This is a genomic window from Rhizobium sp. BT-226 (genome assembly GCF_025847085.2).
Classification (GTDB): Bacteria; Pseudomonadota; Alphaproteobacteria; order Rhizobiales; family Rhizobiaceae; genus Rhizobium; species Rhizobium sophorae.
Window position 1 is genome coordinate 1,624,979 of sequence record NZ_JAOYTI010000001.1, and the last position, 16,623, is coordinate 1,641,601.

General features: G+C 60.5%; 15 protein-coding genes. 9 read left to right on the forward strand and 6 right to left on the reverse strand.

Going from position 1 to position 16,623, the window contains the following annotated elements; translation table 11 throughout:
- Nucleotides 1-5 precede the first annotated feature (5 nt).
- Nucleotides 6-1,685 carry a formate--tetrahydrofolate ligase gene (locus OIU37_RS08305; protein ID WP_264257104.1) on the reverse strand — a complete coding sequence of 560 codons (1,680 nt, stop codon included), beginning with the start codon at nucleotides 1,683-1,685 and terminating at the stop codon, nucleotides 6-8.
- 260 nt (nucleotides 1,686-1,945) lie between these two features.
- Between OIU37_RS08305 and OIU37_RS08310 the strand changes: the two genes are divergently transcribed.
- Entirely contained in the window at nucleotides 1,946-2,476 is a 531-nt protein-coding gene (locus tag OIU37_RS08310) for a TIGR00645 family protein (protein WP_171604233.1), read from the forward strand.
- Nucleotides 2,477-2,558: 82 nt separating this feature from the next.
- Here the strand turns inward: OIU37_RS08310 and OIU37_RS08315 are convergent, their stop codons facing one another.
- Entirely contained in the window at nucleotides 2,559-4,256 is a 1,698-nt protein-coding gene (locus OIU37_RS08315; RefSeq protein WP_264257105.1) for a hypothetical protein, read from the reverse strand.
- 483 nt (nucleotides 4,257-4,739) lie between these two features.
- On the opposite strand from OIU37_RS08315, the gene OIU37_RS08320 reads away from it, so the two are divergent.
- Together OIU37_RS08320 and OIU37_RS08325 are read left to right on the forward strand one after the other, a co-directional pair.
- The gene (locus tag OIU37_RS08320) at nucleotides 4,740-5,465 is read left to right on the forward strand and encodes a LuxR family transcriptional regulator (RefSeq protein ID WP_171604360.1); all 726 of its coding nucleotides are present in this window, start codon (nucleotides 4,740-4,742) and stop codon (nucleotides 5,463-5,465) included.
- 46 nt (nucleotides 5,466-5,511) lie between these two features.
- Nucleotides 5,512-5,973, forward strand: a complete 462-nt coding sequence (locus OIU37_RS08325) for a PAS domain-containing protein (RefSeq protein WP_171604235.1) — start codon at nucleotides 5,512-5,514, stop codon at nucleotides 5,971-5,973.
- Nucleotides 5,974-5,985: 12 nt separating this feature from the next.
- On the opposite strand, the gene OIU37_RS08330 is transcribed toward OIU37_RS08325, so the two are convergent.
- The 4 genes from OIU37_RS08330 to OIU37_RS08345 all read right to left on the reverse strand — a co-directional run bounded on the left by OIU37_RS08330 (nucleotide 5,986) and on the right by OIU37_RS08345 (nucleotide 10,562).
- Nucleotides 5,986-7,272 (reverse strand): DUF4010 domain-containing protein, encoded by a 1,287-nt coding sequence (locus tag OIU37_RS08330; RefSeq protein WP_264257106.1) that lies wholly within the window; start codon nucleotides 7,270-7,272, stop codon nucleotides 5,986-5,988.
- A gap of 258 nt (nucleotides 7,273-7,530) precedes the next feature.
- Nucleotides 7,531-8,661 (reverse strand): DUF2333 family protein, encoded by a 1,131-nt coding sequence (locus OIU37_RS08335; RefSeq protein WP_180694451.1) that lies wholly within the window; start codon nucleotides 8,659-8,661, stop codon nucleotides 7,531-7,533.
- 148 nt (nucleotides 8,662-8,809) lie between these two features.
- Nucleotides 8,810-9,883, reverse strand: coding sequence for a hypothetical protein (locus tag OIU37_RS08340; protein ID WP_264257107.1), 1,074 nt, complete (start codon nucleotides 9,881-9,883; stop codon nucleotides 8,810-8,812).
- Nucleotides 9,884-9,959: 76 nt separating this feature from the next.
- The gene (locus OIU37_RS08345; protein WP_168314156.1) at nucleotides 9,960-10,562 is read right to left on the reverse strand and encodes a thymidine kinase; all 603 of its coding nucleotides are present in this window, start codon (nucleotides 10,560-10,562) and stop codon (nucleotides 9,960-9,962) included.
- A gap of 236 nt (nucleotides 10,563-10,798) precedes the next feature.
- On the opposite strand from OIU37_RS08345, the gene OIU37_RS08350 reads away from it, so the two are divergent.
- The 6 genes from OIU37_RS08350 to OIU37_RS08375 all read left to right on the forward strand — a co-directional run bounded on the left by OIU37_RS08350 (nucleotide 10,799) and on the right by OIU37_RS08375 (nucleotide 16,614).
- On the forward strand, nucleotides 10,799-11,755 hold the full coding sequence (locus OIU37_RS08350) for a choline ABC transporter substrate-binding protein (RefSeq protein ID WP_264257108.1): 957 nt from the start codon (nucleotides 10,799-10,801) through the stop codon (nucleotides 11,753-11,755).
- A 72-nt stretch (nucleotides 11,756-11,827) separates the two neighbouring features.
- Nucleotides 11,828-12,673, forward strand: coding sequence for a choline ABC transporter permease subunit (gene choW / locus OIU37_RS08355; protein ID WP_138330351.1), 846 nt, complete (start codon nucleotides 11,828-11,830; stop codon nucleotides 12,671-12,673).
- Entirely contained in the window at nucleotides 12,670-13,722 is a 1,053-nt protein-coding gene (choV, locus tag OIU37_RS08360) for a choline ABC transporter ATP-binding protein (RefSeq protein WP_264257109.1), read from the forward strand. Before choW ends, choV begins: the two co-directional genes overlap by 4 nt.
- 31 nt (nucleotides 13,723-13,753) lie before the next feature.
- A complete protein-coding gene (locus tag OIU37_RS08365; RefSeq protein ID WP_171604243.1) occupies nucleotides 13,754-14,503 on the forward strand; it encodes a HugZ family protein in 750 nt (249 codons plus the stop codon).
- A 115-nt stretch (nucleotides 14,504-14,618) separates the two neighbouring features.
- On the forward strand, nucleotides 14,619-14,936 hold the full coding sequence (locus tag OIU37_RS08370; protein ID WP_003561417.1) for a helix-turn-helix transcriptional regulator: 318 nt from the start codon (nucleotides 14,619-14,621) through the stop codon (nucleotides 14,934-14,936).
- Nucleotides 14,937-15,288: 352 nt separating this feature from the next.
- Nucleotides 15,289-16,614 carry an aspartate aminotransferase family protein gene (locus OIU37_RS08375; protein ID WP_264257110.1) on the forward strand — a complete coding sequence of 442 codons (1,326 nt, stop codon included), beginning with the start codon at nucleotides 15,289-15,291 and terminating at the stop codon, nucleotides 16,612-16,614.
- The last annotated feature ends 9 nt before the right edge of the window (nucleotides 16,615-16,623 follow it).

Below are 16,623 nucleotides of genomic sequence, written 5' to 3' on the forward strand. Positions count from 1 at the left end.
CGGCTCTAAAACAACCCCTCGATATAACCCTGGTCGTTCAAGAAAATCCGTTCCGCCGACGGTGATTTCGGCAAGCCCGGCATCGTCATGATCTCGCCGGTGATGGCGACGACGAAGCCCGCTCCTGCCGAAAGCCGCACCTCTCGCACGGTAACGATGTGGCCTTCCGGCGCGCCGCGCAGGTTCGGATCGGTGGAGAAGGAATATTGCGTCTTCGCCATGCAGATCGGCAGCTTGCCGTAACCCTGCTCCTCCCATGTCTGCAACTGGTCGCGCACCGCCTTGTCGGCCGTCACCTCGCCGGCGTGATAGATCTTCGAGGCGACGATCTCGATCTTCTCGAACAGCGAAAGATCGTCGCCGTAAAGCGGCTGGAATTTCGCCTGCCCGGATTCGGCCAGTTCCACCACCTTGTGCGCCAGTTCCTCGATGCCGGCCGAACCTTTCGCCCAATGATGGCAGAGGATCGCCTCGGCGCCGAGCCTCGAGACGAATTCCTTGACCGCCGCGATCTCGGCCTCGGTATCCGAGACGAAATGGTTGATCGCCACGACGACGGGCACGCCGAAACGGCGCACATTGGCGACGTGCCGGCCAAGATTGGCGCAGCCCTTCTTCAGTGCGACGACATCCTCCGTGCCGAGATCTTCCTTCTTCACCCCGCCATTCATCTTCAGCGCCCTGACCGTCGCGACGATGACGGCCGCATCCGGCTTCAGCCCCGCCTTGCGGCATTTGATGTCGAAGAATTTCTCCGCTCCGAGATCGGCGCCGAAGCCTGCTTCCGTCACCACATAGTCGCCGAGCTTCAGCGCCGTCTTCGTCGCCGTTACCGAATTGCAGCCATGGGCGATGTTGGCGAAAGGCCCGCCATGCACGAAGGCCGGATTGTTCTCCAGCGTCTGCACCAGGTTCGGCTGCATCGCATCTTTCAACAGCACCGCCATGGCGCCGTCGGCTTTCAGGTCGCGCGCATGCACCGGCGTCCTGTCGAAACGATAGCCGATGATGATGTCGCCGAGCCGCCGCTCCAGATCCTTGAGATCGGTGGCAAGGCAGAGAATCGCCATCACCTCGGAGGCGACGGTGATGTCGAACCCGCCCTGGCGCGGGAACCCGTTGGCGACGCCGCCGAGCGAGGAGACCATACTGCGGAGCGCCCGATCGTTCATGTCCATGACCCGCCGCCAGGTAATGCGGCGGATGTCGATATTCTCTTCGTTGCCCCAGTAGATGTGGTTGTCGACTATCGCCGCCAGCAGATTGTGCGCCGAGGTGATCGCATGGAAATCGCCGGTGAAATGCAGGTTGATGTCTTCCATCGGCACGACCTGCGCATAACCGCCGCCGGCCGCGCCGCCCTTGACGCCGAAGCAGGGACCGAGCGAGGCCTCGCGGATGCAGACAATAGCTTTCTTGCCGATCCGGTTCAGCCCGTCGCCGAGCCCGACGGTGGTGGTCGTCTTGCCCTCGCCCGCCGGTGTCGGATTGATCGCGGTGACGAGGATCAGCTTGCCGTCCTTCTTGCCCGCCTGCGCGGCGATGAACTCGGCGCTGACCTTCGCTTTGTCGTGACCATAGGGAACGAGTTGCTCGACCGGAATGCCCAGTATCGCCCCGATTTCGAAGATCGGCTTTTTGGCCGCGGCGCGCGCGATTTCGATATCGGATTTGATTGATGGCATGGATGTTCCCCCGTCGGCCTCCGCGGGAGCGGAGTCGTTGTTTTTCTCTTCATCGAGATAGCGAAATATCGGCGGGGTGTGAATAGCACCCGCGCCTTGCGGTCGCCACGCTTACAGCGCCGCGCGTCTTTTCAGACGCGCAAAGGGACGCTGTAACACTTTGAATCTACGCATCGACCCGAAAATCGGTTTCGATTTTCGGGTCGATGCGCTAGGCGTTTATGTGGCGGTCAACAATTGCGGCTTCTTAGGGTGAAGACATGAAAGCATTGGAAATCTTCGTCGAGCGCATCATCCTGTCGAGCCGCTGGATCCTCGTGGCCTTCTATATTGGCCTGGTGCTGGCACTGGCCGTTTATGCCGTTTCCTTCGGCTACAAGCTTCTGAAGATTGCCGCCAGCGTCTTCGTACTGGACGAAGCTGGGATGATCCTTGCCATGCTCAGCCTGATCGATGCGGCCCTCGTCGCAAGCCTGATCGTCATGGTGATGATCTCCGGCTACGAGAATTTCGTCAGCCGCTTCGACGAGGTCGACGAGGCCGACAGCGAAGTCTCCTTCCTCGGCAAACTCGATTCAGGCAGCCTCAAGATCAAGGTCGCCTCCTCGATCGTCGCCATCTCCTCGATCCATCTGCTGCAGGTCTTCCTCAACGCCGACCAATATGCGGACGGCAAGATCATGTGGCTGACCTTCATGCACCTTGCCTTCGTCGCCTCCGCCGTCATGCTCGGCTTCCTGGAGAAGCTGATGAGCGTCACGTCGAAAAATGATCTGAAGGATAAGGATTGACAGGCGGCACGAGGCGCCTTCGGAGCTTGAACAAGCAGCAGCCCGACGCAAACGCCGAGCTATGCTCTTTCGCGTTCTGAGATCAATTGACCGAAGCAGCAACAGGAACGATCTCTGCCTCAGCTTTTCTCGGGCATCGAAGGCTCTCCTTCGCCTCCGGCCCACAGACATGCAAGCCGGGCTCTTCATCATAAGGGAGGATACCATTGATGATGCCAAGCTTGAGCGCCTCGGAAGGAAGTATGATACTTCCTCGCTCAGTTGATGTGGCGGGCATCATCGTCTCGTATGTCTCGGCATTGACGCCCATCTCGTCGAAATAAGCGAAGAATGTCGTATATTCAGTCGTCGTGGGCCTAACGATGCCGATCGAAGAATATCCGACAATCCGCGGCGTTCCGCTCATCAGGACAAGAGTACAGGTCGAAAGGCAGTACGCACGGCCGGCAAAGACTTCGCCCTCGGTCGATCCGCTTTTGGCGATGCTGACTTTGCAACGCGGATCCAGCTTTGGACAATTCGGCAACTGCGTTCTGCCAATCGAGGTCTCCACACCTGCAGCACGGATCATACGCCCCATCGCGAAAGCCGCATCCATGTCCCCGCCACTAGACTGAAGGACGATCGGCAGCTTTCTGTCGCCGAGCGTCATCAACATCGCCTTCAGCCGAGCCGGCGTATCCGGCGTGATGTCTCCATCCGCAGAAATCCACTGTCTGCACTCTTCCTGGCAGTTGCCATTGGACATCAGGAGGAAGTCCATCGGCCGGGTTTTCGGCAGACTCCCGCTTGTGTCTGCGGCCGCATTCTGCGCGGGCGCCTCAGATACCGGCGTCTTAGATACAGGCGCCTTAGCCGCCACAGGCGCTTCGGCTGCCGGATGGCTGTGACAGACAGCATCGGCCGCTGCATCCGGCGCGCAGAGCGGCATCCCGGGCCATTCATTATAAGCCAGCATGTCCGTCGAAAGCCCCATTCGAAGGGCATCTGCGGGTGCTACGATGTTGATGCTGTCAGGCGTGGCGCTCATCATCAGACCAATCAGATCCTCGCTGACACCCATTTCTTTCAGATAGGCCGTCAAGGCAGCGGTGGCCTTCTTTCCAAGTTTGGTGGAACTGCTCCGTCCCGCCACCTTGCGTCCGACCTCCTTGCGGGAGATCTCCTTTTTCTTGCCGTTCACGATCTTATATTCGATGCGATAGGAAACACGCACCTTGTTGTAGACGGTCGTGATCTGGTGGACACCGATAAAGGCCCATTGCGATGCGACACGCGACGTACCGCCGGCGAACGCCAGCGGACAAGCGGAAAAGCAGTATGCACCGGACGAATAGGTGTAACCGACCGCGCTACCGTCCTTGGCAATAGCGGCTTGGCAGCGCATATCCCCAACCGGGCAATCTTTGAGCCGCGTGCCGCCGACCGCCGTTTCCAGCCCGGCCTTGCGGATCATCCGGCCCATCGCATAGGCGGCATCGACGTCGCCGCCTTCCGAACGGAAAACGACAGGCAATTTACGGCCGCCGATCTTCTTGAGTATTTTTCTCAGCCGCGCGGGCGTATCGGACGTTATGCGCCCCTCCGCCGATATCCATTCCGGACAGTTTTCCTGGCAGAGATGACTACGCACGAGGATGAAGCTCATCGGCGGCTGTGCCGCCTTCTTCTCCCCGGCAGCCTGCGAGGTTGCCGCCCCGATCGGCAAGGTCAAAAGGAGAAAAACAAGTAATAATCTGGAAAATAGACACTTCACCAAAAAGGAAATTGCAAAGCGCACGATTAAATTGCCTCAGTTGTACTGAGCATACGCTTAGCAATTGGATTGACTGCCAGCAAGTCGGATTTCGACGCCCGCTGCGGTCCTCTTATCTTTGTTCTCTCATTCGCAATCCGGCTGACATGGCGACCCGCTGCGGCCGTGTTCACGGCAGATCACCCGGCCCGCGCAAAGCGCTGCAGGTGGACCGGCCCAATCGCCTTTACGCCGGTGCCGGGGGGATCCGTGTTCTGCCCCCGAAATTCTCCAAAGTGATTCTCTCCCTGCCCGGTTGGGCGAGATCTATAGTTAGGCGGCCATGGAGGAACTCAAAGATACCGCGACGCTATCTTTGCAAGTCGAAACTCAACCGGGGCGCGAGCTACTGTGGCTAATTTTTCACAATTTGAATGAATCGGCTTGCGTTAGGTCAATTGGGGCTAGCATCCCGCCGATTTTCTGTATTTGATAGCGGTAACATTAGGGCTGCCCGGGGGCGTACAAATGTCTTACATGACTACCTCTGAAAGACAGTCATTGCTTTCGGCAGAGCTTGCGACCGCACGAACGCGCAGCCTGTTCGCGCAGGCACTCGGCAGGGTCTCCACAGCCTTCGGATTGTCGCATGCGACGCTGATGCACGCCCCCTCCCCCGAAGACCTCCTCTTGAAACCCCTGCTGATCGAGAGCTCGCTTCCGGCCGCCTATGTCAGGGATTTCGACCGAGCCCACATGATGCGCGGCTGCCCTTTCGGCGTAAGGTTAAGGGAGTCTGCCGTGCCGCCGGTCTGGCACCTCAACGACGCCTCCAATGGTCAGGCCTTTCCGGCCGAACTTCGTGCCCTGATGCTGCGCCATGCCATACCGGCAGGCGTTGCCATGCCGACCATTGCAGCCGACGGCCAGCGTCTCGTCTTTTGGTTCTGTGGCGAGCGCGCCGCACTCGGCCAGAGCGAGATCAACGAGCTGGCAATGATCATTCTCCATGCACTCGATGCATACAATGCAGTCAAGCGCAATGAGGAGTGCGCGCATAACGCGCTGTCGACTCGAGAACTAGAAGTTGTGCGATGGACTGCCCAGGGCAAGACCTCAATCGAAATCGGTCAGATTTTGGCGCTCTCGGACCATACGGTGAACGCCTATATGACGAACGCGATCAAAAAACTCGATTGCGTCAACCGGACCCAGTTGGTAGCTAAGGCAATTCGATTGAAGCTGATCAACTGAGGAATCAGAAGAGAGTCGGCACGTCGTCCCGTGATCTGGGGGAATCGTGCCTCTTCACTTCGAACAGCCCGTTATTGACAAGACAGAACAATCCCGCGCCCACATCGGCATCACCGATGCGGAAGTCGTCCAGATGCTTGGCTCCTATCGTCTTTTCGGCTTCTGGCGCATCGACATCGAGACCGGACATTTCTTTGCAAGCGAGGATGTCCACGCAATCTTCGGCCTCCCCTACAGCGATGGCCCTGTCAACCTGACAGAGCTGATGTCGCGCATCCACGAGGAGGACCGCAGCCTGATCGCCCAAACCTTCGAAGAGGCGAGCCTTCACGGCGTCGGCTTCCATTTCGTCTATCGCGTCGACAACCGGCTTGGCGGCTACAAGCTGGTGCGCAGCGTTGGCCGCTTCCGAAGCGATGAAAGCGGCGGCGGCATCGTCGGCATCACCTATGAATTCGTCGAGAAACTGCGCGTCGTCGGCTTCGAGGACAACACGATACCCCGCTGACCGCCCTCAGCGCTAAAGGACCACTGCTTGCACCAGCGCAGGCAGGGTTTGGTAAACGAAGAATCCCGCAGCGAGCGCTCCGGAATTGACCAAGAGGAAGCGTATGCTGTAGGCGCTCGCGCCGAGCGCGACGGCATAGCCGCTTTTCGCCACGGTGTTGGAGATTACTGCAACGCCAAGAGCGGTCGCTGCAAGCTCAGTGCCGATGCTGTCAAGCATGCCGGCAACGGTGACGGTAATGGCGTCGACATCGGCGATACCCGAGAGCATCGAAACGGTCAGCAGGCCTGCATCGCCAAACCAAGCCGCCGATGCTCGCGCCAGAAAGGCCACGGCGACGAGCAGAAGCGCCATTTTCAGCACTGCCGGAAGTTCGAAGGGGTTACGCGAATTGTGGGATATACTTTCCGTGGTATTGCGACGCGCGATCAAAAGGGAAATGCCGCCCATGACGAGAGCGGCGACAACGAGCGCCGGGCCGATCCGCCACGCGATCGGCGCGGCGATGAGGGCCGAAAACAACGCGACCTTGAGGCAGGAGACTGCATTGGCAGCAAGCGCTCCGGCGACCAACACCTGTGGCGGATGACCGGCGGCGCTGAGCTGGGCATTGTTGATGGCGGTGGCTGTTGAGGAGACCAGGCCGCTGACGGCTCCGGCAAGCAGTTCGCCGCGCGTTTGCCCAAGCGCCTTCACCGCCACATAGCCGATGAAGGAAATGCCGGCGAGCAGAATGACCAGCATCCAGGTTTCAGCCGGCGAGACGCCGCCGAAGGGACCGATGGGCGTTGTGGGAAGGGCCGGCAATACGATGAAGGCCATCGCGAGAAATATGATCGCCGAACGCAGTTCATTCCAGGTCAGCGTTTTCATGAAGCCGTGCAGCACCTCGCGGCTAGCCAATATCGCCACCAGCGCTACACCGCCTGCAGCCGCAAGGGTGAGGCTCCCGAGCACAGCCAGCGCCCCAAGCGAAAAAGTGGCCATCCCGGCGATGACGGAGGTAACGCTATAGCTGCCGGATGCCTCCGATTCCCGGTACTGATAGAGCGCGAAGACGGCCGAAAAGGCAATCAGGATGCCGGTAACGACGAGCCCACGGGGCGTCGACGGAGCGGAAACGGCCTGCTCGATGAAGCCGGCAAGCCCCCCCAACATACCGGCAAGCGTGAAAGTGCGCAGCCCAGCAGTGCGTTTTCCTTCCTCCTCATCGCGTTCACGCCAGTGGCGTTCCACGCCGACAATGGCGCCTATGGCTATCGCCAGCCCGAAACGTTCGAAGAGTTCGAGATTCTCCATGCCAGGTCCCTGCATCGAATCCTGAGCAACATTGCCGCCAGTGATGAGACCTGTCCATAGCAGTCTTTCCCCAACGCGAAGACGGTCGAGTGAGATTGACACTACGCGGAACCGGTCCCCGTCGGCATTGGCAGTCAATTCGGCCGAGCTGCTTCTGGACGTATCTTTCATCGTGCCGGCGTCGGCTGCAGCCGCCGACAGGGAACCCGACATCTTCAGCACAGCGTGTGTGAATGCGTTGAAATCTGATTGCTTGCTCTACCGGTCGAGCACCGAGCGGATCTCGACGAGGTTGGAGCGCACCCTCAGAATATAGAAGCCCATGGTGGCAAGATGGCTCGGCATGATCCAGCCGTCCTCGCGACCGTTCGAGATGATCGCGGGCTGGATGCGCAGTGCGGCCTGGAATTGCCGCGTCGTGCTGCCCCAGATCGCGCCGAGATTGCGTTCCTGCACCACCTGCGAGAAATCCGCCTGCGCGGCGGCAAGGATGGCGTAGTAGGCATAGAGCTGGCCATAGGCGAACCAGAATCGGTCGTCGGCGCGTGTATCGAACCAGCCGCGATTGTGGTTTTCCGAGCGCTCCGCGAGCATGTCGGAAGTGCCGCCGAGATCGTTGGCAATGCGGTCGATGAACTGCATCAGATTGTCGGCGCGGCCGTCGAAAATGACATTGCAGAGGGCGAGATCGGTGTTGAATTTGCGCAGACTGCCGATCGCCGAGCGATAATAGGAAGGCGTCGGCGTCTTTGGCCCGAAGGGATTGAGCCCGAAATACCAGCTGTTTTCGTCGAACTGCAGATTGCCACGCGCGCTCTGCAGGTCGTTGTTGATGCCCGACGTGCCGCGGACGCGCCCAAGCGTATCGACCAGCTCCGCCGAGGTCCGCCGGACCGCCTGATTGACGCCGCGCTGGAACGACGCCTTGTTGTCGAGGAAAGGCGTGTGATCCCAGTCGATGCCGAAGAAGCCCATCTTGTAGAGCAGCATGGAGGAGATCCACGCATTCTGATTGACATTGAAATCTGTCAGATCGGCCGCGACGTCGACGATCGCCGAGCGCTGGCAGGTCTTGGCAGGCGCAGCATTCGTCCCCTCGGCGACCGGCACTTCCTGCCCGGCGGCAACCTTGCGTTCGGAAAGCCGGTATTGGTCGACGAAAGCGGTGTTGAAATTCGACCAGACCTGCGTCTGCCAGAAGAAGTAACCGTAGAGCACGACCAGCAGCGCCACGAAAGCGATGACCGGGAGCCGGATCATCCAACTCCGGCGCTGATACCAGCCGTGCGCGGCAAGAAAGGGCCAGAAGGCCCAGGCGAAAAACAAGCGGGCCCAGCGGCCGATCGTCTGGCCGATCAGCCTGAAAAAACCGGCTATCCGGTCAAGCATCGTCGTCTCCTGTCAGGCGAGGCGAACATCGGGACATTGCCGCCCCGCTGCATCCCACATATGCGCTCGATGGGCCGAGCACAACACGAGCCCTTCGATTTTTCGGAATGAAAGCATTGCGGAAGAGGGGTATGCCTCGCCCTGCGGGTCAGGGGCGCAGGAAAGGCCAGTTGAAACGGAAGGACCTGCGCGCCGTGTCGATCAGAGGCGCTCCCGATGTTTCCGGCGGCGGTTCGGCATAGGTCGGAAACCTTCTGGCGAATTCGAGATCGGCGCGGCTCTTGCGCCGCTCCAGATCCTGGGCGACCAGCATGCCCTTCTCGAACAGCCTGATCGGTGCGGCGATATCGGGAAAGAGTTCCGGCTTGATTCTCACCTTCATGCCCGGCCGGTCGGTATCGACCTGCGCTTGGTAGATGATCAGCCGCTCTTCTACGTCGATCAACAGCTTGCGCAACAGTGCGTTGCAGGCGGCGATCCGGCCGTTCAGCGAATCGACAAAGGTCTGGAACAGGCCGATGAAGCGCTCGCGCCGCTGGCTGTCGTCGCGCATCTCGTGCTCCCCGGCGGAAATCCGCTCGGCCTCCGCCTTCAGCGCCCGCCGCTCCGCCTCCATCTGCTCCCAATGCGCCCTGTTGCCATAGACGCCGATACGGCCCTGCGTCGTCAGCGCCTTGGCATTGAGCTCCTTCATCTTGAGGCGGGCGATATCGATGGAAACGACCAGCCGGCGCCGCTGCTCGACGATATCGACAAGGCTGAGTTCGGCCGCCTTGTGCCGTTCGGTGAGCGCGGCGCGCTGGCCGGCGATCAGCCCGGCCAGCGCGTCCGATTTCGTCAAAAGGTCGAGCAGCCGCTCGATGACCGGCGCCTCGCGCACGCGTTCGGTATACATGCGCCACATCCGTTGGCGCGACACCCAGCCGGCCATCTTCTCGCGCAGCGTCAGCCCCCGGAAACTGTCGAGATCGGCTGAAACCTCGGCCGTCAGCCGGTCGAGGCAAAAGACCAGCTCGGCCAGTTGGGCGTCGAGCGCCGCAGCATCGGAGATATGGGCTTGGAAGCGGGCATTCTGCTCGAGGAAGACCTCGTCGGCCGATCGCGTTTCGTCGCCGCCGAAGGCGCCGATCGCGGCCACGCAATAGGCTCCCTCGGCCGCAATCCTTTCGGCAAGGCTGCCTGCGGCTTCATACTGGCTGTCGAATGGCGGGGGTTTGCGCACCAAGCCTCTCCAGGGAATCTCCTGACCCCAAGCTAGTCGCTTGCGGCGCCAAAGAAAACAGGCAGCGTCGCCGGCTTCAGACCGGCTCGGCGATCCAGGCACCGTTCATCGCGTCGTCCCAATGCCTGCGGCAGAGCGAGACATATTTCTCGTTGCCGCCGACATCGATCTGCGCGCCTTCGTGCAACACTTCTCCTTTCGCGTCGAGCCGCACAACCATCGTCGCCTTGCGTCCGCAATGGCAGATCGTGCGCACCTCGCGCATTTCGTCGGCGATCGCCAGCAGTTCCTGCGAGGCCGGAAACAGCTTGCCCTGGAAATCGGTTCTTAGCCCGTAGACCATCACAGGGATGCCGAGCCTGTCGACGACGCGAGCCAGCTGCCAGACATGGACAGGCGTCATGAAATGCGCCTCGTCGACGAAGATGCAGGAAATCGGCGCCCCTTCGCCGCTCAGCGTCGCGACCAACCGGAACAGATCCTCATGCGGCTCGAAGGGAATGGCGCTCGCCTCCAAGCCGATCCGCGAGCCGATGACGCCGCGGCCCGCGCGCTCGTCGAAGGCGGCGATCAGCTGCACCGTGCGCATGCCGCGCTCCTGGTAATTGTAGGAGGCCTGCAGCAGCATCGTCGACTTGCCGGCGTTCATCGTCGAGTAGTTGAAATAGAGTTTTGCCATCCGATTTCTCCTTGATCGGTTTATTGAAAGCTCGGAATGGCAAAGAAAAGCCCTGAGGGAGCGATAATCACAGGAATCCGGCTCGAAAACCGCTGAAAGCCCCTAAAACAAAGCATTGCGAAAAAATCCGCGGACGTCGCAATCGCATGGGGCGATACGGCGCAAACGCACGGAGGTCGCTTGTCAAACTCGACTATTGATGGTTGGCTTGGGAACCTAAAGACTGGGAGTCTAAAATGAAAACAACAAGCACGTTCAAACTCGTTACCGCAACTGCCGTCGCCGCCCTCTCCGTTGCGACCGCCGCCTTCGCTGCCGATCCCGACAGCTGCTCCACCGTTCGTTTCTCGGACGTCGGCTGGACGGATATCACCGCCACCACCGCCACCGCATCCGTCGTCCTGAAGAGCATCGGCTATCAGACCGATGTCAAGGTTCTCTCGGTCCCGGTCACCTATACCTCGCTGAAGAACAAGGACATCGATGTCTTCCTCGGCAACTGGATGGAGACGCAGGAGAAGGACATCCGTCCCTATCTCGACGACAAGTCGGTCGAATCCTTCGGCCCGAACCTCGTCGGCGCCAAGTACACGCTCGCAACCAACGCCAAGGGTGCGGAACTCGGCATCAAGGACTTCAAGGATATCGCCGCTCACAAGGAGGATCTCGACGGCAAGATCTACGGCATCGAGCCCGGCAATGACGGCAACCGCCTCGTCATGGACATGATCGAGAAGAACGAGTTCGGCCTGAAGGATATGGAAGTCGTCGAATCCTCCGAACAGGGCATGCTCGCCCAGGTCGCCCGCGCCGACAAATCAGGCAAGCCCGTTGTTTTCCTCGGCTGGGAACCCCATCCGATGAACACCAACTTCAAGCTGACCTACCTCACAGGCGGCGACAAGGTCTTCGGCCCGGACTTCGGCGGCGCCAAGGTCTTCACCAACGTGCGTGCCGGTTATCTCGACGAATGCCCGAATGTCGGCATGATGTTGAAGAACTTGAGTTTCTCCCTCGACATGGAGAACCAGATCATGGGCAAGATCCTCAACGACGGCAAGGAGCCGGAAGCTGCGGCTTCCGAATGGCTGAAGGCGAACCCCGCAGCGCTCGAGCCCTGGCTTGCGGGCGTCAAGACCCGCGACGGCAGCGGCGAAGCCCTGGCGGCCGCCAAGACCGGCCTCGGCCTCTGATGATATGAACGGGGCGGCTCGCCGCCCCGTTTCATTTTTGTCCGATTGTTGTTTTTCTGGATAGGCGCCCCCTTGAATTGGATCACCGAATTTAAGATTCCCGTTGGCCCCTGGGCCAAGTCCTTCGTGGATTGGCTGACATCGAACGGCGAATGGTTCTTCAACCAGATCGCCTTCCTGCTGTCGAGCGCCATAGACGGCCTGCTCTTCGTGCTGCAGAAGCCTCATCCGCTGATCGTCATCGCTGCCATCACCGCCATCGCCTTTTGGCTGCGCCGGTCGATCGCGGTCGCCGTCTTCACCTGTCTCGGGCTGCTGCTGATCGTGAACCAGGACTACTGGAAGGAAACCACGGAGACGCTCGCCCTCGTGCTCGCCGCCACCTTCGTCTGTATGGTGATCGGCATTCCGCTCGGCATTGCCGCCGCCCGCCGCCCTTGGGTCTATGCTGCCATGCGCCCGGTGCTCGATCTCATGCAGACCATACCGACATTCGTCTATCTGATCCCGGCGCTCATCCTGTTCGGCCTCGGCATGGTGCCGGGCCTGATCGCGACCGTCATCTTCGCAATCCCCGCACCGATCCGGCTGACGCGCCTCGGCATCATCTCGACGCCGCCGTCCCTCGTCGAAGCCGCCGTCGCTTTCGGCGCGACGCCGTTACAGGTGCTGCGCAAGATCGAGCTTCCCTTCGCCACGCCGCAGATCATGGCGGGTCTTACCCAGACCATCATGCTGTCGCTGTCGATGGTCGTCATCGCCGCCCTTGTCGGCGCTCCCGGGCTTGGCGTGCCCGTCGTCCGTGCGCTGAACACCGTCAATATCGCCAAGGGTTTCGAGGCGGGTTTCTGCATCGTCATCCTGGCAATCATTCTCGACCGGATGTTCCGCACGGCGGGTGAAGGAGGCGCTGCATGACCGCGGTAAGCTTTAACAATGTCAGCATCATCTTCGGCGACCGGCCGGAAACAGCACTTGCCATGGTCGACCAGGGCAAAACGCGCGACGAAATCGGCGCCGCGACCGGGCTGGTGCTAGGCGTCGCCGATGCTTCGCTGACGATCGAGGAAGGCGAGATCCTGGTGTTGATGGGGCTGTCCGGCTCCGGCAAATCGACGTTGCTGCGCGCCGTCAATGGGCTCGCGCCCGTTGTACGCGGGGATGTCGCGGTCTCGGCAGCCACCGGCTCGGTCAATCCCTACAGATGCAACGCCAAAGCCTTGCGCGAGCTGCGCACCCACACCGTCTCCATGGTGTTCCAGCAGTTCGCCCTCCTACCCTGGCGCACCGTCGCCGACAATGTCGGCTTCGGCCTCGAGCTCGCGGGCATGCCGGAGGCCGAACGCAAGCTCCGCGTCGGCGAGCAGCTTGAACTCGTCAACCTGACGAAATGGGCGGACCGCAAGGTCAACGAACTCTCAGGCGGCATGCAGCAGCGCGTCGGGCTTGCCCGCGCCTTTGCCACCGGCGCCCCGATCCTGCTGATGGACGAGCCTTTTTCGGCCCTCGACCCTTTGATCCGTACTCGCCTGCAGGACGAACTCCTGGAGTTCCAGCGGCGGCTGAAGAAGACCATCCTCTTCGTTAGCCACGATCTCGACGAGGCCTTCCGCATCGGCAATCGCATCGCCATCATGGAGGGCGGCCGTATCATCCAGTGCGGAACGCCGCATGACATCGTCAAGAACCCTGCCGACCAGTATGTCGCGGATTTCGTGCAGAACCTTAATCCGATCAATATGCTGACGGCGGCCGACGTGATGCAGCCCGGCCTCGGCCAGACTGCCGCCGGCATGAGCGTCAGCGCCACGGCACGCGCCGCGACCCCGCTTGTCGATGTCCTCGATGCCCTTGCCCGCCAGCCGGGCAGTATCGGCATCGTTGAGAATGGTGCGATCGTCGGCACCATCTCGGCCCAGGATATCGTCGCCGGCCTCACCCGTCATCGCCGCAAGCAGGACGCTTGATGTTTTCCACGCGCTTTGCCACAAAGCGGATATGAAAGATCAGCCCTCCCCTTTACGCGAAACCGACGACGAAGCCCGCAAGCTCGCCCGCGTGTTGCTGCGCTCCGCCCGCTATGCTGCGATCGCCGTTCTCGACCCCGAGACCGGCTTTCCCTTTGCCAGCCGCGCGCTGGTCGCTACCGACATCGACGGAACGCCCGTGATCCTGGTTTCGAAGCTGTCGGCCCACACCAAAGCGCTCGCCAAGGACCCGCGCGCTTCGCTCCTGACCGGTGAACCCGGCAAGGGCGACCCCCTCGCCTATCCCCGTTTGACGACCCAATGCCTGGCAGAACCCGTCGAGCGTGGCAATGCAATCCATGAGCGTATCCGCACGCGTTTTCTCGATCGCCACAGCAAGGCGGCGCTTTATATCGACTTTCCTGATTTCCTGTTCTTCCGTCTCAAGCCCGAGCAGGCCAGCCTCAATGGCGGATTCGGCCGCGCCTACCAGCTCGATGGGAACGATCTCATAATCCAGTCGGCCGCGAATGAGGAGATTGCCGCCGGGGCAACAGAAGCAGTGCGAGATTTAGTAGAACGCCATCCCGATATCGCCGACGCCCTCGCTATCAGGCTAAAGGCGCCAGAGTCGGGTCCTTGGCGCATTTGTGGTATCGATTCCTCAGGTTTCGAGATGATTTCCGGCGACTTCCTTCTGCGATACGAGTTCGAAACCCTCGCTGTGGATGCCGATCACATTTGTTCAAACATGTCTAAAGTAGCATACTCGATACCTTAAATTTAGGTATATACAATCTTCGAGCCTAGTTGATAGCTTTTGGTGTCAGTCAAAATCCCGGCTGGCGCTGTGCGTCAACCCGCTTGACGTACGTTTCGCATTAGGAAGATAACATATGGAAACCTCTGATTTGGCCGATCACACGAATGTGGCGGCAGCTTTATTGTCGGCCATGGCCAACCCGAAAAGATTGCTGATCCTGTGCAGCCTCGTGAAGGGCGAAGTGGCCGTCGGCGTGCTTGCGACGCAGGTCGGGCTCAGCCAGTCGGCTCTTTCTCAGCACCTGTCGAAGCTGCGCGCCCAAAAGCTGGTTAAGACCCGTCGGGACGCACAAACCATCTATTATTCGAGCACCTCCGAGCCGGTCATGAAGATCCTGGCAACGCTCGAAGACATTTACCTCGTGCAGAACCGGAACAGATCCGCCGCTTAATGATAGCGCTGACATGAATGTCGGCCGATGCCGTGCTGCAAGGGAATGTTCCCGGAGGCTTGGCAACGATATTTCAGCACGTGAACCTTATGGCACGACCGGCAAATTTGCGATTTGCCGGTGGTGTTTTTGGAATGGCATAGTCTCTCTGCTCCCTTCGCCGGAAGGAATTGCAGCATGACCGCGCCGAAGCGGTCGCCCCGTGAGCGAGCCAAGCAGCTTGCTCTCCCCCTCAGGAGGCCTTTCGGGACTTTTCCCGTTGACGCCTTGGGAAGCCCTGATAATTTGACCGGGCAGTAAAAATATGGGCGTGAAGCCCCGGGAAAGGGCCGTCGGCGCCCAGGAGAACAGCATGTCCAATCGCCTCAATGCACCGAACGATCTTCGCGCCTTCTGGATGCCGTTTACGGCAAATCGCCAGTTCAAGAAGGAGCCGCGTTTGTTCGTCGGCGCCAAGGACATGTATTATACGACCCATGACGGCCGTCAGGTGCTGGACGGCACGGCTGGCCTCTGGTGCGTCAATGCCGGCCACTGCCGCCCGAAGATCACCGAGGCGATCCGCGAGCAGGCCGGCGAACTCGATTACGCGCCGGCCTTCCAGCTCGGCCACCCCAAGGCCTTCGAACTGGCGAACCGCCTGGTCGACATCGCCCCAGAAGGCCTGAACCACGTTCTCTACACCAACTCCGGCTCCGAATCCGTCGAGACCGCGCTCAAGGTGGCGCTCGCCTATCACCGTGTGAAGGGCAATGGATCACGCTTCCGCCTGATCGGCCGGGAGCGCGGCTATCACGGCGTCAATTTCGGCGGCATCTCCGTCGGCGGCATCGTCACCAACCGCAAGATGTTCGGCACGCTTCTGACCGGCGTCGATCACATGCCGCACACCCACCAGCCCGGCAAGAACAACTTCACCCGCGGCGAGCCCGAGCATGGCGGCGACATCGCTACCGAACTCGAGCGCATCGTCACCCTGCATGACGCCTCCACCGTCGCCGCCGTCATCGTCGAGCCGGTGGCGGGCTCCACCGGCGTCCTGATCCCACCGAAGGGCTATCTGCAGAAGCTGCGCGAGATCTGCACCAAACACGGCATCCTTCTGATCTTCGACGAGGTCATCACCGGCTTCGGCCGCCTCGGCGCCCCGTTTGCCGCGCAGTATTACGACGTCAAGCCCGACATGATCACCGCCGCCAAGGGACTGACCAACGGCGTCATTCCGATGGGGGCCGTCTTCGTCACCTCCGAGATTCATGATGCCTTCATGAACGGCCCGGAGCACATGATCGAGTTCTTCCACGGCTACACCTATTCCGGCAACCCGATCGCTTCCGCCGCAGCACTCGCCACGCTCGACACCTACAAGGAAGAGGGCCTGCTGAGCCGCGCCGCCGAGCTTTCCGAATACTGGGCCGACGCGCTGCATTCGCTGAAGGATTGCCCCAATGTCATCGACATCAGGAACACCGGCCTGATTGGCGCGATCGAACTCGACCCGATCGCCGGCGAGCCCACCAAGCGCGCCTTCACCGCTTTCCTGAAAGCCTATGAAAGCGGCCTGCTGATCCGCACCACCGGCGATATCATCGCACTCTCCCCGCCGCTGATCATCGAGAAGCACCATATCGACGAGCTCTTCGGCAAGCTGCGGACCATCCTGCAGAACAACGTTTGAGAAAGCTCT

Excerpts from the sequence above, each read along its gene's own strand:
- OIU37_RS08350 (WP_264257108.1), top strand. The coding sequence starts at position 10,799 with ATGAAAACAACAAGCACGTTCAAACTCGTTACCGCAACTGCCGTCGCC.
- OIU37_RS08370 (WP_003561417.1), top strand. The coding sequence starts at position 14,619 with ATGGAAACCTCTGATTTGGCCGATCACACGAATGTGGCGGCAGCTTTA.
- OIU37_RS08305 (WP_264257104.1), bottom strand. The coding sequence starts at position 1,685 with ATGCCATCAATCAAATCCGATATCGAAATCGCGCGCGCCGCGGCCAAA.
- OIU37_RS08320 (WP_171604360.1), top strand. The coding sequence starts at position 4,740 with ATGTCTTACATGACTACCTCTGAAAGACAGTCATTGCTTTCGGCAGAG.
- OIU37_RS08330 (WP_264257106.1), bottom strand. The coding sequence starts at position 7,272 with ATGGAGAATCTCGAACTCTTCGAACGTTTCGGGCTGGCGATAGCCATA.
- OIU37_RS08375 (WP_264257110.1), top strand. The coding sequence starts at position 15,289 with ATGTCCAATCGCCTCAATGCACCGAACGATCTTCGCGCCTTCTGGATG.
- OIU37_RS08345 (WP_168314156.1), bottom strand. The coding sequence starts at position 10,562 with ATGGCAAAACTCTATTTCAACTACTCGACGATGAACGCCGGCAAGTCG.
- OIU37_RS08310 (WP_171604233.1), top strand. The coding sequence starts at position 1,946 with ATGAAAGCATTGGAAATCTTCGTCGAGCGCATCATCCTGTCGAGCCGC.
- choV (WP_264257109.1), top strand. The coding sequence starts at position 12,670 with ATGACCGCGGTAAGCTTTAACAATGTCAGCATCATCTTCGGCGACCGG.
- OIU37_RS08335 (WP_180694451.1), bottom strand. The coding sequence starts at position 8,661 with ATGCTTGACCGGATAGCCGGTTTTTTCAGGCTGATCGGCCAGACGATC.
- OIU37_RS08365 (WP_171604243.1), top strand. The coding sequence starts at position 13,754 with ATGAAAGATCAGCCCTCCCCTTTACGCGAAACCGACGACGAAGCCCGC.